This window comes from Pseudomonas fluorescens, from assembly GCF_005938625.1.
Lineage (GTDB): Bacteria > Pseudomonadota > Gammaproteobacteria > Pseudomonadales > Pseudomonadaceae > Aquipseudomonas > Aquipseudomonas fluorescens_BD.
This window is the reverse complement of sequence record NZ_VCNJ01000029.1, coordinates 272,154-293,956: the sequence shown is the minus strand read 5'-3', so window position 1 is coordinate 293,956 and position 21,803 is coordinate 272,154. Positions and strand designations below refer to the sequence as shown.

Annotated in this window: 24 protein-coding genes and 1 pseudogene; 14 read left to right on the top strand and 11 right to left on the bottom strand. The window is 57.3% G+C overall.

The features are described from left to right. The first annotated feature begins 12 nt into the window (after nucleotides 1–12). From FGA82_RS19435 to FGA82_RS19425, 3 genes are all read left to right on the top strand, one after another. Nucleotides 13–1,479: an efflux transporter outer membrane subunit gene (locus FGA82_RS19435; RefSeq protein WP_141128321.1), complete on the top strand. Its 1,467-nt coding sequence runs from the start codon at nucleotides 13–15 to the stop codon at nucleotides 1,477–1,479. A 22-nt stretch (nucleotides 1,480–1,501) separates the two neighbouring features. Continuing rightward, nucleotides 1,502–2,455, top strand: coding sequence for an aldo/keto reductase (locus tag FGA82_RS19430; RefSeq protein WP_141128320.1), 954 nt, complete (start codon nucleotides 1,502–1,504; stop codon nucleotides 2,453–2,455). A 238-nt stretch (nucleotides 2,456–2,693) separates the two neighbouring features. Continuing rightward, on the top strand, nucleotides 2,694–3,629 hold the full coding sequence (locus FGA82_RS19425) for a LysR family transcriptional regulator (protein WP_141128319.1): 936 nt from the start codon (nucleotides 2,694–2,696) through the stop codon (nucleotides 3,627–3,629). 44 nt (nucleotides 3,630–3,673) lie between these two features. Here the strand turns inward: FGA82_RS19425 and FGA82_RS19420 are convergent, their stop codons facing one another. Further along, nucleotides 3,674–3,931 (bottom strand): DUF2790 domain-containing protein, encoded by a 258-nt coding sequence (locus FGA82_RS19420; RefSeq protein WP_141128318.1) that lies wholly within the window; start codon nucleotides 3,929–3,931, stop codon nucleotides 3,674–3,676. Between the two features lie 164 nt (nucleotides 3,932–4,095). Further along, nucleotides 4,096–4,290, bottom strand: coding sequence for a hypothetical protein (locus FGA82_RS19415; RefSeq protein ID WP_141128317.1), 195 nt, complete (start codon nucleotides 4,288–4,290; stop codon nucleotides 4,096–4,098). A 245-nt stretch (nucleotides 4,291–4,535) separates the two neighbouring features. On the opposite strand from FGA82_RS19415, the gene FGA82_RS19410 reads away from it, so the two are divergent. Both FGA82_RS19410 and FGA82_RS19405 read left to right on the top strand, forming a co-directional pair. Beyond that, complete coding sequence (locus FGA82_RS19410) at nucleotides 4,536–6,395, top strand: ABC transporter ATP-binding protein (RefSeq protein WP_141128377.1); 1,860 nt, start codon at nucleotides 4,536–4,538, stop codon at nucleotides 6,393–6,395. Next, nucleotides 6,392–6,796 carry a hypothetical protein gene (locus FGA82_RS19405; RefSeq protein ID WP_141128316.1) on the top strand — a complete coding sequence of 135 codons (405 nt, stop codon included), beginning with the start codon at nucleotides 6,392–6,394 and terminating at the stop codon, nucleotides 6,794–6,796. The genes FGA82_RS19410 and FGA82_RS19405 overlap by 4 nt, the downstream gene beginning before the upstream one ends. A 108-nt stretch (nucleotides 6,797–6,904) precedes the next feature. Here FGA82_RS19405 and FGA82_RS19400 read toward each other — a convergent pair whose 3' ends face one another. From FGA82_RS19400 to FGA82_RS19390, 3 genes and pseudogenes are all read right to left on the bottom strand, one after another. Beyond that, the gene (locus FGA82_RS19400) at nucleotides 6,905–7,318 is read right to left on the bottom strand and encodes a PaaI family thioesterase (protein ID WP_141128315.1); all 414 of its coding nucleotides are present in this window, start codon (nucleotides 7,316–7,318) and stop codon (nucleotides 6,905–6,907) included. 164 nt (nucleotides 7,319–7,482) lie between these two features. After that, nucleotides 7,483–8,883, bottom strand: a complete 1,401-nt coding sequence (gene gabP / locus FGA82_RS19395; RefSeq protein WP_141128314.1) for a GABA permease — start codon at nucleotides 8,881–8,883, stop codon at nucleotides 7,483–7,485. Nucleotides 8,884–9,197: 314 nt separating this feature from the next. Beyond that, a pseudogene (locus FGA82_RS19390) lies at nucleotides 9,198–9,679 on the bottom strand (HIT family protein). A 322-nt stretch (nucleotides 9,680–10,001) separates the two neighbouring features. Here FGA82_RS19390 and FGA82_RS19385 point away from each other — a divergent pair. Both FGA82_RS19385 and FGA82_RS19380 read left to right on the top strand, forming a co-directional pair. Then, entirely contained in the window at nucleotides 10,002–11,351 is a 1,350-nt protein-coding gene (locus FGA82_RS19385; RefSeq protein ID WP_141128313.1) for a HEAT repeat domain-containing protein, read from the top strand. A gap of 105 nt (nucleotides 11,352–11,456) precedes the next feature. Further along, nucleotides 11,457–11,933 (top strand): short chain dehydrogenase, encoded by a 477-nt coding sequence (locus FGA82_RS19380; RefSeq protein ID WP_141128312.1) that lies wholly within the window; start codon nucleotides 11,457–11,459, stop codon nucleotides 11,931–11,933. A 45-nt stretch (nucleotides 11,934–11,978) separates the two neighbouring features. Here FGA82_RS19380 and FGA82_RS19375 read toward each other — a convergent pair whose 3' ends face one another. Beyond that, entirely contained in the window at nucleotides 11,979–12,413 is a 435-nt protein-coding gene (locus FGA82_RS19375; protein ID WP_141128311.1) for a DNA methylase, read from the bottom strand. Between the two features lie 185 nt (nucleotides 12,414–12,598). Here FGA82_RS19375 and FGA82_RS19370 point away from each other — a divergent pair, with 185 nt between their 5' ends. The 4 genes from FGA82_RS19370 (at nucleotide 12,599) to FGA82_RS19355 (ending at nucleotide 14,070) form a co-directional block, all read left to right on the top strand. After that, nucleotides 12,599–12,847 carry a DUF6555 family protein gene (locus FGA82_RS19370; RefSeq protein WP_016984867.1) on the top strand — a complete coding sequence of 83 codons (249 nt, stop codon included), beginning with the start codon at nucleotides 12,599–12,601 and terminating at the stop codon, nucleotides 12,845–12,847. Nucleotides 12,848–12,849: 2 nt separating this feature from the next. Continuing rightward, a complete protein-coding gene (locus FGA82_RS19365) occupies nucleotides 12,850–13,242 on the top strand; it encodes a GFA family protein (RefSeq protein ID WP_141128310.1) in 393 nt (130 codons plus the stop codon). Between the two features lie 110 nt (nucleotides 13,243–13,352). Continuing rightward, nucleotides 13,353–13,640 (top strand): hypothetical protein, encoded by a 288-nt coding sequence (locus tag FGA82_RS19360; protein ID WP_141128309.1) that lies wholly within the window; start codon nucleotides 13,353–13,355, stop codon nucleotides 13,638–13,640. A gap of 1 nt (nucleotide 13,641) precedes the next feature. Beyond that, nucleotides 13,642–14,070, top strand: coding sequence for a hypothetical protein (locus tag FGA82_RS19355; protein ID WP_141128308.1), 429 nt, complete (start codon nucleotides 13,642–13,644; stop codon nucleotides 14,068–14,070). A 111-nt stretch (nucleotides 14,071–14,181) separates the two neighbouring features. Here the strand turns inward: FGA82_RS19355 and FGA82_RS19350 are convergent, their stop codons facing one another. Beyond that, nucleotides 14,182–15,189 carry an NAD(P)-dependent oxidoreductase gene (locus FGA82_RS19350; RefSeq protein WP_141128307.1) on the bottom strand — a complete coding sequence of 336 codons (1,008 nt, stop codon included), beginning with the start codon at nucleotides 15,187–15,189 and terminating at the stop codon, nucleotides 14,182–14,184. Nucleotides 15,190–15,676: 487 nt separating this feature from the next. Here FGA82_RS19350 and FGA82_RS19345 point away from each other — a divergent pair, with 487 nt between their 5' ends. Both FGA82_RS19345 and FGA82_RS19340 read left to right on the top strand, forming a co-directional pair. Next, complete coding sequence (locus tag FGA82_RS19345; protein WP_141128306.1) at nucleotides 15,677–16,039, top strand: DUF6124 family protein; 363 nt, start codon at nucleotides 15,677–15,679, stop codon at nucleotides 16,037–16,039. 223 nt (nucleotides 16,040–16,262) lie between these two features. Then, entirely contained in the window at nucleotides 16,263–17,264 is a 1,002-nt protein-coding gene (locus FGA82_RS19340) for an acyltransferase family protein (protein ID WP_141128305.1), read from the top strand. 83 nt (nucleotides 17,265–17,347) lie between these two features. Here FGA82_RS19340 and FGA82_RS19335 read toward each other — a convergent pair whose 3' ends face one another. Both FGA82_RS19335 and FGA82_RS19330 read right to left on the bottom strand, forming a co-directional pair. Further along, nucleotides 17,348–18,601, bottom strand: a complete 1,254-nt coding sequence (locus FGA82_RS19335) for an MFS transporter (RefSeq protein WP_141128304.1) — start codon at nucleotides 18,599–18,601, stop codon at nucleotides 17,348–17,350. Nucleotides 18,602–18,668: 67 nt separating this feature from the next. Then, nucleotides 18,669–19,028, bottom strand: coding sequence for a hypothetical protein (locus tag FGA82_RS19330; protein ID WP_141128303.1), 360 nt, complete (start codon nucleotides 19,026–19,028; stop codon nucleotides 18,669–18,671). A gap of 657 nt (nucleotides 19,029–19,685) precedes the next feature. On the opposite strand from FGA82_RS19330, the gene FGA82_RS19325 reads away from it, so the two are divergent. Further along, nucleotides 19,686–20,153, top strand: a complete 468-nt coding sequence (locus FGA82_RS19325; RefSeq protein ID WP_141128376.1) for a thiol-disulfide oxidoreductase DCC family protein — start codon at nucleotides 19,686–19,688, stop codon at nucleotides 20,151–20,153. Here the strand turns inward: FGA82_RS19325 and FGA82_RS19320 are convergent. Together FGA82_RS19320 and FGA82_RS19315 are read right to left on the bottom strand one after the other, a co-directional pair. Next, entirely contained in the window at nucleotides 20,137–20,628 is a 492-nt protein-coding gene (locus FGA82_RS19320) for a DUF2269 family protein (RefSeq protein ID WP_141128302.1), read from the bottom strand. The genes FGA82_RS19325 and FGA82_RS19320 overlap by 17 nt on opposite strands. 1 nt (nucleotide 20,629) lies before the next feature. After that, the gene (locus FGA82_RS19315; protein WP_141128301.1) at nucleotides 20,630–21,757 is read right to left on the bottom strand and encodes a saccharopine dehydrogenase family protein; all 1,128 of its coding nucleotides are present in this window, start codon (nucleotides 21,755–21,757) and stop codon (nucleotides 20,630–20,632) included. Between the last annotated feature and the right edge of the window lie 46 nt (nucleotides 21,758–21,803).

Genomic DNA, 21,803 nt, shown 5'->3' with positions numbered 1-21,803 from the left:
GGAGTCTGCAAAATGAAAACGTCTACGCGCTTCACTCGTTCTGCAATCCCCGGCACCTTCAGTGCGCTGGCCTTGATGGTGATGCTGTCGGCCTGCACCGTCGGCCCCGATTTCCAGCGCCCGGCCACCGGGTCCTCAGCGCACTACGATGAGCAAGCCGAGCAGTCGACCGGTGCTCAACGTTTCGACATGGGCCAACGCATTCAAGGCGATTGGTGGACCGCGCTGCGCTCGCCGAAGCTCGACCAGGTGATGCGCCGCGCCATCGACGGCAACCTCGAACTGGTCGCCGCCGATGCGACCCTGCGCCAGGCCGCCGCCTCCGTTGCAGCAGCGGAAGGCGCGTTGTTCCCGCAAGTGGATTTTGCGGCAGCGGGCGGTCGGCAACGCACTCACAACGGGCCGCAGCCAAGCGTTGCCAATGTCTACGCCATCGGCCCGCGTGTGGCATTCGATCTGGATGCCTTCGGTGGTATCAAGCGTGAAGTCGAAGGCCAGCAGGCGTTGGCGGATTTGCACAAACACCGCTACGAAGCGGCCTACCTCACATTGACCGGCGAAGTGGCCCGACAGGCGTTGCTGATCGCCTCGGCCAACGCGCAGATCGCGGCAGTGCAAACGCTACTGGCCAATGACACGAAAAACCTTGAGCTGGTGCGCCGCGCCCAACAGAGCGGCAGCACCACGCGCATCGATGTGGCACTGGCGCAAACTCGTCTCGCGCAGGATCGCACCCTGTTGCCGCCCCTCGCCCAGCAGCGTGATGCGGCGCGGCATGCCTTGTCGATCCTCGCCGGCAAAGGCCCGGCTGACTGGATCGCGCCGGACTTTACCCTCGACGACTTTGCCTTGCCGACGACGCTGCCGGTCAGCCTGCCCTCGGAAACCGCGCGCACCCGCCCGGACATTCTGCAGGCCGAATCCGAACTGCACATGGCCAGTGCCGCCGTTGGGGTGGCAACGGCCAATCTCTATCCGCATATCGAACTGTCGGCCTCGTTGGCGCAAGCCGCTTCAGGCAATGGCGGCGCAGCGCTGTGGGGTTTTGCTGCCGGGCTGACCGCGCCAATCTTCAATGGCGGCACGCTGAAAGCCGAGCGCCAGGCCGCCGTCGATGGCTACAACGCCTCGCTCGCGCGTTATCAGCAGACGGTGATTCAGTCGTTCGGACAGGTCGCGGACAGCTTGCAGGCGATCCATCACGGCGCCGAACAAAACCTCGCGCAGGACGATGCATTGCGCGCCGCTGACAGCAGCTTTCGCCTCAACCAACAGGCTTACGCCCAAGGCGAAAACAGCGTGCTGCAAGTGCTCGAAGCCGAGCGTGCCTACGAGCAAGCGTTGCTCGGGCAGATTCAGGTGAAGACCACGCGCTATCTCGACACCGTGCAGTTGTTCGTAGCGTTGGGCGGCAATGCCGTCGGCGTTTTCGAGCAGAAAATCGCCGCCCGCGCAGGCACCGGGCAAACACCGCTGTAACCACCGACACTGGAGAAAAACCATGACTTACGAAGCCTTTCACGATGCGCTTCGCGACACCCGCTGGCCGCTGAACAACGATGCAGGCTCGATGCCGGCCGTTGGCTTCGGCACGTTGTTCCGCGATTTGAGCACCACCACTGAAGCAGTCAAATGCGCGTTGGAAGTCGGCTTCCGCCACTTCGACTGCGCCGAGCGCTATCGCAATGAAACGCAGATCGGCGTGGCGTTTCAGCAGGTTTTCGCTGCCGGCCAGATTCGCCGTGAAGACGTGTTCATCACCACCAAACTGTGGAACACCAACCACCGGCCCGAGCGGGTCAAACCTGCCTTTGAGGCGAGTTGCCAGCGCTTGCAAACCGACTACATCGATTGCTACCTGATCCACACGCCGTTCGCTTTTCAGGCGGGGGATGATCAGGATCCGCGCGATGTATTCGGCCACGTGATCTACGATGGCGATATCACTTTGCTCGACACCTGGCGTGCGCTGGAAAGTCTGGTGGATGAGGGCCGCTGCAAATCCATTGGTTTGTCGGACATCACTCTGGAAGCGTTGAAAGAGATTGTCGCGCAAGCACGGATCAAACCGGCCGTGGTGCAGATCGAGTCGCACCCGTACCTGCAGGAATGGGAAATGCTCGAGTTCTGCCAGGCGCACGGCATCATCCTGCTGGCGTTCGCGCCGTTGGGCCACGGCATGGAACCGAACGTTCTGGAAGACGCCGTGCTGACCGGCATTGCCCGACATGTGCAGAAGACCCCGGCGCAAGTGGCGCTGGCGTGGGCGGTGCAGCGTGGCACGGCGTTTCTGACGACCTCGGCGACGCCAGCGCATATTCAGGAGAATTTTGATATCGCGACATTGCCGCAACGGGCGATGCGTGAGATCAAGGAAGACATCAGCACGCGGATCCGTTTCAATTCGGTGGTGGAAACCGGGGTGCCGGGGTTTATTCCTGGGCGTACGTCTTGAAGTTTGTGGCGCGACGCAGAGTGTAGCCCTCACCCCCCGCCCTCTCCCGGGGGGAGAGGGAGCCTTATCGCGTGCTATTCAAATCCTGAGTTCGACTTGATATTTCAGGTCGGCGGACAGCGCAAGACACCTCGGTCAGTCCCCTCTCCCTCCGGGAGAGGGTTAGGGTGAGGGGCTGCCATTAAAAGTGAACAGCGACTCACCAACACCACACAACCCACCATAAGGCGGAACAACGATGGACGTTTTCCAGAGCATGCGTTTCTTCGTCGCCGTCGCGCAAAGCGGCAGCTTCACGGCCGCCGCCGAACTGCTCGACACCACCACGACCAACGTGTCCAAAGCCGTGTCCGCCCTTGAAGCCCGTCTGCACACCCGCCTGATCAACCGCACCACCCGCCGCCTCGCCCTCACCGAAGCGGGCCTGCGCTACCTGCAACGCTGCGAAAAAATCCTCGACGATGTGCGTGAGGCTGACACTGAAGCCGGCACTGCGCAGACACTGCCGGTCGGTCGTCTGAAAATCCATGCGATGTCAGCCATCGGCAACCACTACGTGATCGACGCCATCGCCCGTTACCGGGAGATTCACCCCACGGTCATGTTCGACCTGACGTTGACCAATCGCGTCCCAGATTTATTGGAAGAAGGCTACGACATGTCCATCGTGCTGGCCCGCGACCTGCCCGACTCAGGCTTCGTCGCGCAGCGTCTCGGCATGACGTACAGCATCCTCTGCGCGACGCCGGCCTATCTGGAAAAACACGGAATACCCGACACGCCCGCCGCTCTGGCCGAACATGAGTGCCTGCGCATCGTCAACACGGTGATGCCAGTGGAGAACTGGACGTTCGAAGGCCCGCAAGGCATGGAGACCATCACCATTCCCCTGTCTCCCTTCCATATCAATACCGCCGACGGCATGACCATCGCGATCAGAAAAGGCATGGGTATCGGCATTCAGCCGATAGCGTCGGCCGTGGATGGCCTGCGGACGGGGACGTTGGTGCGGGTGTTGCCGGAGTACCGGCTGGAGGAGTTGAACCTGTTCGCGATCTATCCGTCGCGCAAGTTCGTTGATGCGAAGACTAAAACCTGGGTGGACTTTCTCAAGCTGTCGATCCCGGAGTTACTGGCATCGGATGAACAAATTGCTGGAGCAAGAAAGCACTGAGCGCAGCAGACAAGGAGTGTCGACCCTCCCTTCTCTGCACTGAATCAACTGGAGCAGCCAGTGCCCATGACCTGGTATTGCAGAACATGGCGCTCGCCATGGGAATCTTCATAGGTCATTTGAACCGGTACCGGCGCGCATTCATTGGCCGGTTCGGTGATCGAGATCACATGTTCGATGTCGAGATTGGTCGAGTAGGCATAGGTTTCGACTGGCAGGTTTTGCGTCGGCGCCGAATCCGCGTAGGCCTGTGCGCCCAGACTGCCAAGCAATAACGCCATCGCCATTTTCATTGTGTTCATGATGTTCACCGTCTCGTTGAGTGGGCCGCTTCAGCACGATTGCTGCTGGCCTGGAGACGATGCTAGGGAATGACAGTGGCGGGAAAAATCGGTGGGTGGGACAAACACTGTTGCCAAATCGGAGGTGAATGGCAGCATACGTATCAGCAGGCGTTCGACCAGACTCAGGCGAGGTAGAAGAAGTACAGCGCCAAACCCAGCAACTGCATGATCAGCAGGATCGCCAGCACGTGATTGCAGCCCTTCCACGCCTTGCTCACCGGTTGGTTTTTTGCCACTCGGTAACGAAGATAACTGTCGAGTGACAGAGACGCGGTGGGGATGAGCACTAACATAAACTGCAAAAAGAAATTAAACATTTCTTGTGTCCATCGACTCCGAACAAAAAACCCGGTTGGTTTGCCGCATCTTGCGCTGCTCAAGTCATCTGAGCAGATAGCGTAGCTGATCGGCCTGCGCCCGGAATCCGCAGGGTTTGCGGCTGTGTGATCCCAAATAAGGCGCAGGAACCCTACTCGAACGGGGACAAGTCTTTGAAGTGCAAACCCTCAAAGCCGCCATTCAATGGCAGAATCCCCTGACCCTGATGATTTCGGAGACCACAATGCTGCGCGTGTTTGAACAACGGCTCGACCCCTTCCCCCCCGACGAAGCACCACCCCCGCCCGTCGGCCTGATGCGGTTCCTGTGGGCCTGCACGCGCGGTGCACGCGGTTATATCCTCGCGCTGGCGTTGCTCAGTGCCGGGGTGTCGATCTACGAGGCCTGGCTGTTTTCGTTTCTCGGCCAGGTCGTCGATCTGCTCTCGACGTGGCAGGCCGGCGGCGGTGTCAACGCGCAAGAAAACCGCGTGCTGTGGGGCATCGGCATCGTGTTGTTCATCAGCATCGGTCTGGTGGCGTTGCGCACGATGGTTCAGCACCAGATCCTGGCGATCAATTTACCGCTGCGGCTACGCTGGGATTTCCATCGGCTGATGCTGCGGCAAAGCCTTTCGTTCTTCTCCGATGAATTTTCCGGGCGGGTCACGACCAAGGTCATGCAGACCGCGCTGGCCGTGCGCGAAGTCCTGTTCACCCTGATCGAAATCGCACCGGGCATCGGCGTTTACTTCATCGCGATCATTGCCCTGGCTGGCGGCTTTGCGCTGAAACTGATGCTGCCGTTCATTGCCTGGCTCGCGTTATTCGGGCTGGCCATGGTTTATTTTGTGCCGCGCCTGGGCAAGGTCGGCCAGGAACAGGCCGATGCGCGCTCGTCGATGACCGGGCGCATCGCTGACGCCTACACCAACATCACCACGGTCAAACTGTTCTCGCACTCCAAGCGCGAAGCGCACTTCGCGCGGGCGGCGATGGAGGATTTTAAGCTCACCGGTTTTCGCCAGATGCGTCTGGTCAGCCAGTTCGAGATCGTCAATCAGGCGCTGGTGGTCGGACTGATCATGGGCGCCGGCGGCTATGCCCTGTGGCTCTGGCATCTGGGTCAGGTCGGCACCGGCGCCGTCGCGGCGATCACGGCGATGGCGTTGCGCATCAACGGCATGTCGCACTGGATCATGTGGCAGATGACGTCGCTGTTCGAAAACATCGGCACCGTGCAGGACGGCATGGCCACCCTCACCCGTGGCCCAAAAGTGCAGGATGCGCCGAACGCCGCCGTGCTCGCCCCCGCTGGCGGCGCGGTGTCTTTTGACAAGGTCAGCTTCAACTACAACGGCGAACGCCAGGTCCTCGACAACCTGAGCCTGAACATTCGTCCCGGTGAAAAGATCGGTCTGGTCGGGCGTTCCGGCGCCGGAAAATCGACGCTGATCAATCTGCTGCTGCGCTTCTATGACGTCGACAGCGGGGAGATTCGCATCGACGGGCAAAACATCGCACAGGTGACCCAAGACAGTCTGCGCAGCGCGATCGGCATGGTCACGCAGGACACGTCGCTGCTCCACCGTTCGATTCGCGACAACATCGCCTATGGCCGCCCGGACGCCAGCGACGAAGATATACGCCGCGCCGCCGCCAACGCGCAGGCCGACGGTTTCATCAGCCAACTGAGCGACAAGCAAGGCCACAGCGGCTACGACACCCTGGTCGGTGAACGCGGCATCAAACTCTCCGGCGGCCAGCGCCAACGCATCGCCATCGCCCGCGTGATGCTGAAGAACGCGCCGATCCTGCTGCTCGACGAAGCTACCAGTGCGCTGGACTCTGAAGTCGAAGTGGCCATTCAGGAAAGCCTCGATGAAATGATGCAGGGCAAAACCGTGATCGCCATCGCCCATCGGTTGTCGACGATTGCGGCGATGGATCGACTGATCGTCATGGATGAGGGGCGGATTATCGAGCAAGGCACCCATACCGAATTGCTCAACAGAAACGGCATCTATGCGCGGCTCTGGCAGCATCAGAGCGGTGGGTTTCTCGGGGAAGATCAAGGCGTGGCGACGGCGATGGATCAGGCATGAGGTATTCAAAAGGCTCAGGCCGGCCACCGACGCATCTCACGTTGATCAGTTCGGTGGACGCCGATAGCGGCAGCCTGGTGTTTGCCGACTCCGAAGTCGGGGAGCACGGCGTGCATTACACGTCACGTGCCGAGTTGCTGAGCCTGCTCAACAGCCTTTTGCGTCAGCGCGTGCCCATTGCTGTCGGAGGCATGCTCCCGGGGCCTGCTGACGAAGTCGACATGTTAATAGCGAGCAAAGCACTTGACGGGCCGTACATAGAACTGTCCTGGTCCGGCCCCGGGCACTGGACCCTGCGCGAAAAAGACGCCACTGCTGGGCAATGGCAATTAGTCGCTGACGCTCGAAGTATGGCCAACGTGTCATTCGATCCGCTGTCGCTGAAATTCTCACGCTGGTAGAGAACGGCATCGGCCAAAAAGCGGCCATGCAAGGCGACCCGATAACGCACACACCTGCGGCATCATGACGGGGTCTGTGGGTTGCCCACCCCTTGATGGCCACGCCTTTCAACCCATCGGCACCGCAAACACCGCACTGGCCCGCGCAACCGTACGCTCGCCGACATGCAGGCTCACGGCGGCAAACGCCAGTTGGCGCCCCTTTTTCGAGTACTCAAGACGCACTTCCAGCCACTCATTCATTTTTACCGCGCCGAGATAATCCAGGGTCATGCTCGCCGTGATCAAAGGCTGTGGAGGGTCGCTGGAAAATGCCATGGCGTAGCCCATGCCGACATCGGCCAATGTCGCCAAGACGCCGCCATGCAGGGTGCCACGGCCATTGGCATGGCGTGAGTCAGTCAACAACCCCAGTTCCAATTGCAGCCCACTGCCCCTCGCGTAGATCGGGCCAAGCAGATCAAGCAACGGACTGCTGCGGGTAAGCGGGGTAAAACCCTCGGGAATTGCGGTGGTGTCCATGATCCCTCCGTGCGCCGGCGACTACCGGCGTCATTGACCTGAATACTTCGGTGCAGTGGGAGGGTTTATGGGCGAACACGTAACGGGGCAAGCACTATACGGATGCGGAATCTGCGGCGATAAAGCCCGGCGTCCTCAAAAGATCAGCGCAGACCGCTCCCTTTTTACCCCGCTGACGTGACTCTCGCCAGCGGTGCAGGATGACGCGACGTCACCAGGCCGATAAAGGAAATCGCCAGCGCCAGGCCAATGGTGGTGGTGACCTCGGTGCGGTGCTCGGGGGTGATCATCATCACCGCCAGCGCGGCACAAATGAACACGATTACCAACCACGTCAGCCACGGAAACAGCCACATGCGAAAGGTCAGTTCGACCTTGCGCTGACGCAATATCCGCCGCATGCGCAGTTGCGAAACCGCAATCGCCAAGTACACCAGCAAGGCAATCGCACCGGAACTGGCCAGCAGGAATTCGAACAGCCCGGCCGGCATGAAATAGCTCCACACGGTGATCGACGCACCGAGCACGGTGCTGGCGATAACAGCGGCCCGTGGTACGCCTGCCGAGGAGGTTGTCTTGAGCATTTTTGGCGCGTCGCCACGCCGGCCCAGTGAGTACAACATGCGCGAGGCAATGTAGATCGAGGAGTTCATGCAACTGGCCACGGCGATCAACACGACCACGTCGACCATGAACTTGGCGTGGGGAATGTTCATGATTTCCAGGGCGCGCTGATAAGAGCCGACCGAGGCCAGCAACGGATCATTCCACGGCACCACAGAGATGACCACGAAGATCGACAGCAGGTAAAACACGCCGATGCGCCAGATCACCGAGCGCGTGGCCTTGGCAATGTTTCGCGATGGGTCGTTGGATTCGGCAGCAGCGATGGTCACCGCTTCGGTGCCAATGAAACTGAACATGATGGTGATGAACGCACCGACAACCGCCGACAGCCCATTGGGCGCAAATCCGCCGTGCTCGGCCATCAGTCCGCTCAAACCGCTGACTTCCCTGTCGGGAATCCAGCCCATCAACACCGCAAAACCGACGCCGATAAAACCGATGATCGCCACAACCTTGGCCATGGCGAACCAGAATTCGAACTCACCGTACTTGGACACGCTGAACAGGTTGGTCACCACCAGCGCAATGATCGAGCCCAACGCAAACAGCCAGGCATCGACCTGAGGAAACCATTGGTTCAAAACATGGCCGGCCGCCAATGCTTCGATGGGAATCACCAACACCCAGAACCACCAATAAAGCCAACCGATGGTGAAGCCCGCCCAGCGCCCGATCGCCTGATCGGCATAAGTCGAGAACGAACCGGTGTCCGGATTGGCCACCGCCATTTCGCCGAGCATGCGCATGACCAGCACGACGAGCAGCCCCGAGAACAGATAGGCCAGAAGTACCGCCGGCCCCGCTGCGGCAATCGCATGCCCCGAGCCTACGAACAATCCGGCGCCGATAATCCCGGCGATGGACAGCATGGTGACGTGACGAGGCTTGAAGCCCTGCGCCAATTGGCTACTCGAATCCGTTGAGTTCGGGCTGATCATTGGTTTTTTTATTCTCTGCTGATCGACATTTAAGCGAGTTGACTGCACGAACGATTACCATCGTCGTCTGCTGAACGCCCCTCAAGAAGCCCTCCTCAACCGCCGCAGCTCTTATCAACCCCATGATCTTGATGGGGTTATTTTGATGTGAAGACATGTCACCTTACCCGGCCTGCCGGACGACTCAATAGCCTGATTGCGCCATGGTTGTGTCTGATATCGACATGCAAAGACCGAGCGGTCGGTATCGACACCAATCAGTCAGCGAGAAGTCGCTGAATAGTTTGTGGGTTCGTTGTGCCTTGTTCCAACAATCAGCCAAACGCAATACGCAGATGTTTGATCACTTCTTCAATGGAGGGGCCTTGCGCCTTCGGTGGTATCGGGTTTTCACCAAACTCCCGCCAGACGAATAACGTCAGCTCTGCACCGTCAGTCGCTGACGCAGCGCCTTCAGCGTGGGCAAACGTTTCGAGGAGCCGATATCGCGTGTCCTCCCAGAACAGCGCTTCGACCCAGTGATAAACCGGAATGAAATGGAAGTGGATCAGTAAACCCGGCTGATGCCCGTAGCGACCGATGTAGAGGTTTTTGGCTTGAGTTGTCGCTCAATGACTTGCTGGGTTTTGGCAAGCAAACCACCCAATTCGCCCAAGGCACCGGATGACAACTCGGCCAGCGATGTGGTTTCGACCTTAGTCCCAAGCATCAGATAGCCGGGAAGCGAGTTCGCCAGATGGTGATTGATGATCCAGTGATCGGTTTCATGAATGATGAAATGCGGGGCAATTTCCATATGCCGGAGATCCTGAAGCCATTGAGGCCAAAGAGTAACAAAGGACTCGTCATGATGCCTGCGCTGATCCCGTACACCCAGGCAACGTAAACACTACCCGCGCCCCACGAGGCGTGTTCGCCTCCGCCCACAAATGCCCAACATGGGCAACAATAGTCAGCACCCATGAGGTGACGTTTGAATAGCTTGAAAAGATCAAGCCGCTCCTGACCGAGATGAGGTCTTCAGAAAAACAAGGATTCTTTTGCCCTCCGGCGCAAGTCGCGTAGGCTGGCGCTTTTGCGCAAAAAATCACCCCCGCAAGGACGCACAGGACTGCACCATGAACACCACTCAAGACTGGCTGGCTCGGTTGGCACGCAAGCAAACACAGCTTTCCGCCTATGAGAACTATCGGCGCAACGAGGCGCTGGAGATACTCGCTCACTTCGGCAACACCGGCACATGGGCAGACGTGAGCAATCACTCCAACGGCTTTGTTCGAGAAGTTGCGGTGCGAGAACTGTGCAGGCAGCCTTCTGCCGAAGCATTAGTGGTGCTGATCGAGCGTCTGAACGATTGGGTCCCGCAGGTGCGCGATTTGGCGGCGGCGGGCTTGCAACACTACTTCTCGCCTGCTCATACCCAGGCCTGGTTGTCCGCTCTTGAACCCTTGATGGCATTGGCAGCGCAACACCGGGTCGACCACAGTCAGACGCTGTCGGCGGTACGCGCAATGCTGCAATCGGCGGAATGCCGGGATGAGGTGTACGCCGACTTCTTGAATCGCCAGGGCAAAGCCGCGCGTTACCTGTTTACGCTTTTGCTGGAAAACCCTGAAGATCGCGAAACCCTGCTCCGCAGCGCCTTGGCTCATCGCGAATTGACCGTACGTTTGATGGCGGTGCCGGCGACTGCGATGTTGCCGTCGGCACAAAGTCTGCCGTTGCTCCTTGAAGCGATGTCACGCCCGGGCGGCAAAATCCGCGTGCGCGTGCTTTATGCGCTGCTGCCGCTGCTCGCCGATCCGAAACCTGTTCTGCGCGAAGCCTTGTTGGATGTGTCACCCGCCGTGCGCAATCTGGCGCTGTGGGCCGCACCGCGTAATGACGTTGATGCGCACGCGGTCCTCGCCGAGCGCTTGAGTCAACCTCTGCCCACGGCAAAACAACACTGGTTGGGCGTGCTCGGCCTGACCACTGAACTCAATGACACGTTGCCAGAGCATTGGCATACACCTGCACTGCGCTCGGCCTTTGTCACGGTGCGACAGGCCGCAGCGCGCCAGCTTCGCGATGATCAATTGCCTGAGCTGTTCGAGACACTTGATGATCCGTCGGATAAAGTTTTTTCAGTGCTGATTGCGCAACTTGAAAAAGTTGCCTGGTCTTTGTTGATCCGCGGATTGACAGCCAAACTTGATCGAGACTGGCATGAACTCACGCAGCCCCGTCGCAGTGCCATTTTCCAACTGCTCCCGACCTGGCAACAAATCGGCTACTTGTTAAGTCGCCTCGACACGGGACACGCCGGACAAACTTACTGGATAGGTCAAATCGAATCGTGGTGCGACAGGCAGTATCTGACTGTCGATCCGGTAACGCCCAAGGCCGAGCGCGAAGCATTGCGGGAAAAGATTCGGCAATTGACGGCAAAGGGACTGATTCGCTCGGGTGTGCGTTTGCTCTCCTGAAAGATCCGGTCTGTCGACCAGGACAACCGCTACCTTTCCTCATTTACATGGAACGACAGTCGATCCTTGTTCTCTACCGCTGAACCTACAGCGGAGGGATTGACCATGATTGCCCCTGAAACCGGTATGAAACCGGGTGAGCGTTATCGCATTGAAAGCGTCGAGCGCGCGCCGCAATTTCCTGGATTTTTCCTCGACGGCAAGTATTACCTGGGCCCTGAGTTGCAGACGGCCGTTGGATGGCTTGAAGGACAGAATTTCCTGTATGACCAACTCGATCCCAATGGCGAACCGGTTTATCCGGACAGAATCGTTGGCACGATCACCGCGCGGACACTGGTACTGTCAGATGGCCTGCGTCTGAGCATCGAGGAAATGCCGTTTCAGGCAGAGGTCGTTGCGCCATTCCGGTCATTTGACGAAGTGACCATTGAATCCCGACCACTGGCGATATCGCAGCGGCATACAGCAGCTGGCTTGCGCCAACCGATTCAACCTTCGGCGCTCCTGGTTGCAGGCGCTGCATTGCTGGTCGGGCTATGCCTTCTGGCGATCAATCGTTCTGGTCGTCGAGTCAGGTAGCCTTCACAACGCGGGTGGTGTCCGTTTTCCTGTCACGGCCCGCGATCAAAAGCCAAGTACAGCGCTTGCTTCGCGCATGAAGATTTCCACGGTTTTCGGACCGATGCCGTCGAATTCCGCCAGCCGTTTCTCAAACGCCTGGCGATCGGCGCTGGCCTCGAGCATATGGCTGACCTTGCCCGCGTACTCGTCGTTTAACCGGCGTGCCAAGGCGTGAAGTCGCACGGCGGTGGTCTCGTCGTAACGCACGTAATGCGCCTCACCGAGCATCGCAACCAATTCACGATGGCTGCACGCTGCCAGTTTGCGTGGCGTATCGCGCCCGTGTTTGTCGGCGATCACCCTATAGGCTTCGGCGGCAATTTCCGCCTGTATCCGCTTGCCCATCAGGAAACTGGCAAGCAGCCATTTGAACAGGGCAACGTCATCGTTGTGTTTTAGCTGAATGTTCAAATCCTCGGCGCTGATCGTCTTGTTCACTGGGAGCCTCCGGGGGTGAAATCGTGGGGTCTGTTAGTCCTCGCGGGGACTTGATTTTTAGGCTGCGGCCAGTCCCAACCGTTCAAAGCAAAAACAATTGCCAGCGGCCTGAAACAGACCCCGAAAATCCTTTGAATTTTTTTCGTTGGCAAAACTCATTTGCGTATGAGCGTAAGGAGGAACGCATGAGCAACGTCGACATCTTCGTCATCGAATACAAACTTCACGGCCAACCAAAATCATTCGTCATCCGCGCAAAAACCATGCGCAACGCTGACGCATGGCATTGGGCGAGTTGCGATGCCGGCATCGCGCCGATTCCCAAACCCGGCAAGCCACCGTTGAAAGTCATCTCCAAACCCCAGGCCGAGCGATTCGGCATCACCGAGGTGAAATGGCGCGAGACGGCAACGGTGGACTGGATGGAGGCTTAGTCATGCTTAAACAGATCGGCAGCACACCCATCCGTCGCGACCATCGCGCCAGTTGCCATTGCGGCGCCGTGATCCTCGAAATCCACCTGCCCGACGGCCTGCCCACGCCGCACCGCTGCGACTGCTCGTTCTGCAAACGCCGAGGCGCGATCGTCGCCGCGGTGCCGGCGGCTGACCTGAAAGTGATCCGTGGTAAGTCGGCATTGTTGAAGTACAGTTTTGGCCAGCAAGTGGCCGAGCATTTTTTCTGCGGCAACTGCGGGATCTACACCCATCACCGACGCAGCACCAATGCGCAGGAGTTCGGCTTCAATGTTGGCTGTCTTGAAGGGGTCAATCCCTATGATCTGGGAGAGGTGCCGGTGGCGAATGGTGGGGTTTGGCAGTCGCCGTGAGATTCCTGTCGTTAATGTGACTGAGTTAAACTCATTTGATTGAGGGGTGAGTTTCATCTCCTCCGAGCAAAGCGAATCGCTTGGCGCGTTAGCCTGACTTCAGGAAGTTTATGACCTCAAAATTGACAATCTCGAATCTTTTAGGCCCATGGCATGGGGATGCCCATACGGGGCTGATGCAACGCTGCCAGGAGTCATGGGATACACCGCTAGTGCATTTGAGCGATCTTATGGTCGCTACTTTTTTGAATCAGAATATCGCCTCCGAACACCTGTTGATAGAGGCAAAAGAGCGCATCGAAGTGCGCGAAAGAGATGGCTCCGAGTACTTCGACGGTCAGCTTCTCGAAGCGATGGAAAATGCGATGGCTCGGGGACTGGATTTTTCTGGAGTTTGATATGGGGTTCTCCACCACGCTATGGGCTTGGTACGGTCAGAACGAGTACAAGCAGGTTCTTGCCGTATGCGAGGTAATCGAGGCGCTTGGGTTTCTGGCCCAAACTTCGGAAATACAGCAGGCAACTATCCCGGATTGCCCCGCCTGTGAAGTCTGGTCCGACATGATTCTTCCGATAGAGGAGGTACTTACAATCTGCGGCAGCGGGCTACCGGAGGACGTGAAGAGCCGGCTGGAAGACATTTGGCAGCGATGCAATAGCCTTACTGAGGCCGCATTTCATTGCAATGATCGCCTCATATTTGATCATGAGGAATGGATGCCCATCAGGTCGCTAGCCACAGAGCTGATGGCTTTAATGGAGTCGACGGAAATCCATCCATTCCTGGGTGACTTGCTATTGGACTGTAAAAAGTTGCTCTCGGACTAATTCGCTGAGTAGTTCAGGCGCACCAAAACGGTTTTACGTTTCAACAGTTGAGCGAATGCGCATCACCGCCGACCAGAATGAGCGGCAAGTCGGCGGTGTTGCGCAGGACGGTTACTGCACTCGTAGTTCCAGCAGCTCACCGCCCTCGTTGTTCAGACGCTGCAGATACGCGCCGACGTCGAGCAACTGATAAGGAAAGTAAAGACCTGCCGGAGTCGGCGGTTGACCATCCAGCCCAAGCAATCGCTCCAGCAGCATGGCGACGCTCAGCCCCGTAAGTGCCGCGGCGCCTGCCGGGTGAACGAGGGCATGCCGGGTGTGCAACGTTCGCCCTTGATGATCCTCGCCGATCATTTCGATGAGAATTTCGGTAGACATCGGCCGCCCCGAGCGCCGCGAAGAACTGACCCCGCTGGCGAGATTGAACTGCACATTCGGCGCGTCGGTGGCGGCCGCCAGCCCAGTGACGTCGATGGACGAGAAACCGCTGGCTGGCATCGGCGTACCGTCCACCGCCCGGAAGCTAACGTTCTTGTCCTCTCCTTCGCGCCAGATGTAATCCCCATCGCGCCGAGTCAGGGCGGCGGGCAGCATCTTGTTCAGGTGTTCGAAGTCCTTGGCCACGGTCGGCCCGCCACCGTCCTCTTCGTCGACCAGCGCATCGATGCGAATATCGCGCACCCGGGCAAACGCCTCAGCAATGTGCAGCGCCGCCACCGTCGTTGCACCTACCATCCACTCGTAACCCAGCACAATGGGGGAAGCGTCAGGGCGATTGATGTAACTGGCGATTTGCGGCGCAATCTCGAAAATGCCGGACGAAATGCTCAAGTGCGGCACCTTGCGCTGCTGCGCAAAACGCAGCCCGGCCAAGGAGTGATCCATGTAGAAAACCGCCACAGCGCTGACCGGGCGATCGCCCAGCCCCAGGTCATCGGCAGCAGGATCAATGACTACGCCCTGCGCCCCGCCCATTTCCTCGGCGGCTTGTTGAGCCTTGGCCAAGTCACGGCCGCCGATCAGCAACGGGAAATCGGGATAGGCAGCACGCAACGCTTTGGCAGAACGGTGGCCGATGGCGCCGGAGCCGCCCAGAAACAAAATCGGATGAACTGACATGGGTATCCTTCCTCGTCTTTTTTGGGTTGCAATTTAGTGTTGGTGCGTACCTTGGCGTGAGGGTTCCAACGCAGTGATCTGAGTACTGACGAATGTCATTTTGAACGGCGTGTTGATGACGCGTGTTTAGGAGCTTTCCATCACTGTTTAAATGACACGCCGCGTTACCTGCTCAAGGCTACAACGTCTTGCGCCGTTGCCTACGACTACGCCAGAATCCGCCGTCTTGTGCGTCTGGGGCGCGGGTTTTATCGTTTGTCGGTCACTGAAAAACAGTGATCGGGTTTGGTAGCCCGGTATTTCCAGGCGCATCGCGCACCTCTCTCAGAGATCGTTTTTCTTGATCTTCGTTTTATGGTGGCCATGCGTAGGGCGTCCTCGGACGCGCCGGGTTCCTGGACCGGTCTACCAACCTGTGCATGGCCGCCACCCTTCGTTTGGTAGCGAATCGTGATGGCTCCTTAATCGTTTCCCAGGAGTGTCATCTATGTTTAAAGTCACGCCCAACCCACCAGAAACCGATCCAGTCTCACCCTACAAATTCCCGGATTCCCGAATACTCAACGACGCCGCCGAGCGCGCCCTCGATTACTACTTAACCCCGACCCAACGCATCATGGGCAGCGACCAAAAACACGCCCCCATGTTTCTGGCCAATTCCGACTACGACAGCGAGTCCCTGCTCGTTAACGCCAGCGAATCCCTCAGCTCAGCCACCGAAATGCTCTGCAACTTCGCCGCCCTCCTTGACCCAGGCCACCGCAAAACTGCGCTGGGGATTGCGCAAGTGGTGATGCTGGGGGAATTGGCGGTGAATCAAGCGCTGGATAATGTTGTGCCGGTGGATTGAGGGGTAATCCCTATGTGGCGGTCATGTCGCAGCCACAAAGGGATCAAGGACGATCCAAAGCGTGGAGTGAAACCTACACCGGCTGATCTTCATCACCGCAACCTGAGGCCAATACGGACTGTCACTGCGCGCCTTAAATCTGAACGCGCAGAAAAAACCTGTTACCCACCCACAAACCATCGTAATTTACCCACCATAACTACAAGGTCGTTTGGGGATACACGTGGGAGCCTACCGTCTGCTATTGGCCGTTCTGGTCGCTGTTTCGCATCTGGGCAAGATGTTCATGGGGTTCAACCCGGGTGTGGTTGCCGTGATTTCCTTCCTGCTCATCAGTGGTTTCGTCATGACCTCTCTGATCGAGCGCAACTACAAGGCGCCCGAGAAAGTCGGCCGGTTCTACCTGGACCGGGCCTTGCGCCTTTACCCGCAGTTCCTGTTCTACTTCGTCGTTTCTTGTGCGGTGATCTACTTCCTGCTGCCCGGTACGCCGCAAGCGGCCGAATTAACCGTCAAAAACATCGCCGCGAGCCTGGCCATCGTGCCCCTCGGGTTCTATATGTTTGGCGCATCCGGAATCTGGATTGTGCCACCGGCGTGGTCGCTCGGCCTGGAGATGTGCTTCTACCTGGTGATCCCGTTCCTGATCATCTACAGAGTACGCGGTGTGGCCTTCGCGTTGTCCGTTGCGGTCTTCATCCCCGCGTGTCTTGGACTCATCAACACCGACTTTTACGGCTACCGTTTGTTGCCGGGCGTCCTGTTCATCTTCCTGTGCGGCAGCTATCTCTACAAACCACAGGCGAAGGGTTTAGCGATTGCTGGTGGTACCGCTGTGGCGGCGGCGTTGATCTTCGTAGCGATCATGGCGGGATGGATCGAACGCCGACCGTCAAACGCCGAAGTGGCTGCAGGCATTGCCCTGGGCATCCCCGCGGTGTACTTGTTGACGAAGCTCAAGTTTCACCGGATTGACGAGTTCCTTGGCAACATCAGCTACGGCGTATTCCTCAATCACTTCGTGGTGTTTTACTTCCTGCACGGACTTTGGCCGATTACCGCCTTCGATTGGTACAAGGTTGCAACGATTCTGCTGCTGTCGTTCTTGTTGAGTGGGGTTTCGTATTACTGCGTCGAGCGGCCGGCGTTGAAACTAAGGCATGCGCTTCGGGCGGGTGTGAAGTTTCGAGAGGGGCAAGTGCGCGGTGATGAAGCAGCCGCTTGACGTCAACAGGAGACAGACCACGTTTCTGAATGTGGTCTGTTTCCGTGGCCCTTGAACGGCACCCAAGCAACACGGTTCGCAATTCAGGTACGCATGACAGACTCTAACTTCGGATGATGCTCTTTATAGTAGAACTCGGCGTCTTTTGTATCTTCCAGAAAATCCCATACGGAATTTGAAAGAGCGCAATACAACAAGACAATCATGAAAATGATCAGATACACCCATAGCAAACCGCCAATGCCAAACAGCGTTATCGCAGAGCCCACGAGCATGTAGGAAGCGGAGTTCGCCAGCTGGCTGACAATCAGAGTCGCAGCCATCAATCGAATGCGCACACCCGATGGCACGGAAACCGTCCTTTTATCCATCCCGACAAGCGATAGGCAGGCGCTGCTGGCGCCCGCGACAATCAGGCTGGAAGCCAATTGCCAGATTTCGGTGGAAAGCGCCGATGTGCAGAGGGAAACAGTGAGTACCGTCCATAAAACGATGTACTTGATGCGCTGATGTTTTCTCTTGGCAATCAATGGACTGAGTAAAAACAAACCCGCGACAGCACCTGCTGCAAATACAGCGTTGAACAGCCCCACACTGCTTTGCGCAAGACCATGGGCATGAATCTGGTTGGGAACCAGCATTGGCACCGTAGCGGTCACTGTCAGAAAAAGTAAAAAGCCAGACACCGTCAGGAATCTTTCTGGTGGAAGAATAAGTTTTAGCTTGATCCCCAGGAAAATATCCTGAACGCGCTCAACAGGTGATTTCACTCGTTGGCGATCAGGTTCGACACCAAGCGGCAAGGTCAATGCGAGAGCTAAAGCGCCCATTCCCACCAGTGCAGAAAAAAGAAGGGATGCTAGCGGCGAAAATATCCCAATAACAACCCCCGCCAGTAAGGGGCCTATTACGCGACTTATGGTGATGATGATACGGCGGACACGAAATGCACGTTCCATGCGATGTTTCTCCACTGTTTCAGCCGGATAAACACCAAAAAGAGACTGAATAACACCAAACGCCGATACTGCAAGCATATCAATAATCATCAGCGCTTCGATCGAATACGAAACAGCGACAGAAACGTAACGAAGAATACCCGTCAATAAAATCACAATACAACCTGCCTTAATAGCAGTACCGCGACGCATGGTTTCAACGCGCGAAGCTAAAAACAGTACTGAAACGACGGCCGTGAGTGCGAGCCCTGTTTCGTAGGTTGCCAGTTCAAGCAGGCTTCCTCTCTGCACAATAATCAGAGGGACTGTTGCATTCCAACAGCCTAGATATATCCATATGAATACTTCAAGGCACAGATACTTTCGAAATGTACTCAAGCCACCTATCCTTTCGTTACATGAGATCTGCAGCGGCCGTTCTCCGTTGCAGATCTCATGCCCCTCACTAACCCGCTATGAAATGCTTGACATTAAAGCTGTCCGCATTAACGCCAAACCTTGAAAACAGGTGCCCATGCATTTGGTTTTTGTAGATATCACGATTTTTCTCAAAATATTCTCGATCGTACCATCTGACCCCAAAAAACATGGTCAGGCCTCTTATCACCGTCATCATCTGCCAGTCATAGAAAACGGCTTCGAGCGGGCGGGCAGCCAGCCTTTGATCCGATTCCCTGACCGCCACAATACACCTGTCAAGCTCATCCTTGCTTGAAAAAACAACCTCACAATTGGTTAATGCGACCACGGGTTTATCGATTTCGCGCTCGCCACTGATGACCACTTCGCATCGCTGAGATTCCATTCTGCCTCTCCAAATAATGTCGGTATTCTATACCCTGATAGATTGACGAATTGGCAACAGGCGGGAACTTCCTTGTACAGAGATTCCAACTCAGACTACATGCCAACATTGTATTAATGCAGGCCACGGCATTGACCGGAATCCATCTTGTCAAATGAACATTCGTTCGATATCCAGGAGACAACCGAGTGAACTGTTTGCGAAAACTTATCCATGGGCACGGTCTAATACGTCTCACAAACCGCTTGTTTTGTTAAATACCGTTCACCCTTTGCGTTGCGAACCAAATACCTTGCACATATCAACTGGCTTTCCAATTCGTGTACCGAAGTACGGTTGACTATTCCACAACAGGGTGAATTTTTTCAACAAGCAAAAAATTTTATACTTAGATTCAATACTTATATCCCATGATTACGGGCATCTTAAGGCTCGAAAATTGTTTACTAGCGCATCTGTGTAAATATTGATCCGCAGAAAACCGTAGCAAGTGCTTTATCAATCTCGCACTCAGAATTGTCTGACAAAACTTTAGCCGTGCTACCGATGACGCAATGCAACAGATGATTCAATGTCTGGGTCTGGCCGAATACTTGTTCGCGAACAGCGTGTGCAAAGACTATGATCGCCAACACCCAATCTGCTGAACACTCGGTTATGTCCACTTCAAAAACCCGCCCCACCCCCGCCCCGCTCCTCAACCCCGGCGAATCCGTGGTCCTGTTCGACGGCGTTTGCAAGCTCTGCAACGGCTGGGCGCGTTTTCTGATTCGTCACGATCATCAGCACCGCGTGCGGCTGGCCGCCGTGCAATCCCCCGAAGGCCAGGCACTTCTGGCGTGGGCCGGCCTGCCAGTGGATCAGTTCGACACCATGGCCGTCATCCGCGACCGCCACTACTGGGAACGATCCGACGCTTTCCTTGAGGTCATCAGCCAGTTATCCACCCGCTGGCAGCCATTGCGACTGCTGCGCGTCTTCCCGCGTGGGCTGCGCGACTGGGCCTACGACCGCATCGCGCTGAACCGCTATAGACTGTTCGGCAAGTACGACACTTGCCTGCTGCCAACGCCAGACCATGAACAGCGCTTCCTCAAAGCAACTGCACCTACGCCAGCAAACTGAACAACTGCACGGGCGTCATCTTCGTCACCATCATCAGCACAATGACAAACATCCCGGCAAACCCGAGCACGCCCATCCACAACCATTGGCGATACACGCCCTGGTATTGTTGATCGAGATTCGCCCCCGCCTCGCTCGCACTCGATGCCATCGCATACAGCCGCTTTTGCAGGATCAACACCGGCAGCCACAGCGAGCCAACACAGAAGAAGATGATCAGCGAGGTCAGCACCCACTCGGTGCTCATCGACAACCCCGAAAGCCGCGCCAACAGATACCCCGTGATGATCTGCACGAAACCGGCCGGTGTGGTGATCCACGTGTCGAAGCCCACGACCATGCGCGCGACGTGCGCTATCACTTGCGGATTGCGCGTGCGGCTGGCGGCAATCAGGTAGAGGTAAGACCCCATGCCGAATCCGAACAGGAAAATCGCCGCGATGATGTGCAGATACTTCAGGCACAGATAGAGCATGTCAGCGCTGCCCGTCCGAGAAATGCACGGCCAGGCTCAGGTTGTCCGGATCGTTGATCGCGGCCATGTACTCGGCGACACTGATTTCGCCCACGCAAGGCCGGGCGCCGGGTGGCGGCGTGTAGCCTTGAGCCATTTTCGTGGCCAGCGCTACGGCGGCGCAGCTGGGGATTTGCGGGCCTTTGTCGTTCAGGGCGGTGAGTTGCGCGGTCATCGACAGCGGTTTGCCGTCAACACCAAGCCCCTGCACGTCGATGTACATCGCACTTTTGCCATCGCCGAAACGCTCGAAATGCGTGCCCAGGCGATGCAGTCTGCCGGCCCACAAGGCATGGTCGCGCACCAGCCCGATTTTCAGCGCCTGCGCCAACAGACCGTTGGCGATGCCGCCCAGTTTGAGACCGGCGCCTGCCTTGAAGCTCAAGGTCTGCGCGCCATAACGACTGGCAAAAATATCCATGTCGGGGACATCGACATTGGCCAGTAGACGAGTGCCCATCTGCGGCATTTTGCGCAACGTCAGATCCAGCCAGCCCGACACTTCATGCACCTTGCCGTTTTTCAGTTGCTTGATCGGTTTGCCGGCGTAAGCGAGTACGCCTTCAATGGTCGACAACCCGGGCATTTTCGCCGAGGAAGATATGCCATGCTCGATCGAGTCAATGCGCGAAAAGCGCGCGCGCTGCTCATCGATGATCGCGGATGACAGCGTCGGCACCGAGCTGCAACCACTGAGGATCGTCACACCCGCCTGCTTCGCTCTCGCGTCGAGAACGTGAATGCCGTTGACGAAGGTGCGGCAGTCAGCCAGGTCGCAGTAGTTCACACCGGCGTCGATGCAACTTTCGGCGAGCGCATAGGATTGCCCCTGAAACGGCCCGCCAGTGTGCACGACCAACTGAATGTTCAGCGCACACAATGCGGCTTTGAACTCGCGGCCCATGGCGTCGCCGCACCAGCCTTCGCAGACGTTGCCCGATTGGCTGTTCAGCTCATCGAGTTTGCGCTGCAATTTGCGCGGGTCACGGCCCGACAGCACCAGCCCGATGTCCGGCCTCAGTGCCAGATGCCGGCACACGATGCTGCCGAAGTTTCCGTAACCACCGACCACCATCACCCTGAACGGCATGCAATTCTTCCCTAAGTCAGTCCATCAAACAGGCGGGAAGGATATA